The 247-nt window shown below is 34.8% G+C and carries 1 protein-coding gene; it reads left to right on the plus strand.

Going from position 1 to position 247, the window contains the following annotated elements:
• A partial coding sequence (locus F1003_RS16210) for a hypothetical protein (RefSeq protein WP_235898438.1) occupies positions 1-236 on the plus strand: 236 nt, incomplete at its 5' end.
• Positions 237-247 lie beyond the last annotated feature (11 nt).

Below are 247 nucleotides of genomic sequence, written 5' to 3' on the forward strand. Positions count from 1 at the left end.
ATATGAGTGATCAAAGTTTTGGAATGATACCCCATCCATATATCTTTAAAGGCAAAAACTATATTTATTGGAAATCTCTCATAAGAGCCTATCTTCGCACCTTGGGAGATGATGTTTGGTTTGTGGTGACTAATGGTTGGAATTGGCCCTTTGCTAAAACACCTACATTTGGATCCATACCAAAATTAAGTGTCAAGAAACCTGAAGTTTCATGGAATGCTGAAGATAAGAAATAATCTAGATATAA

The sequence above is a fragment of the Winogradskyella ouciana genome, from assembly GCF_009709615.1.
Lineage (GTDB): Bacteria > Bacteroidota > Bacteroidia > Flavobacteriales > Flavobacteriaceae > Winogradskyella > Winogradskyella ouciana.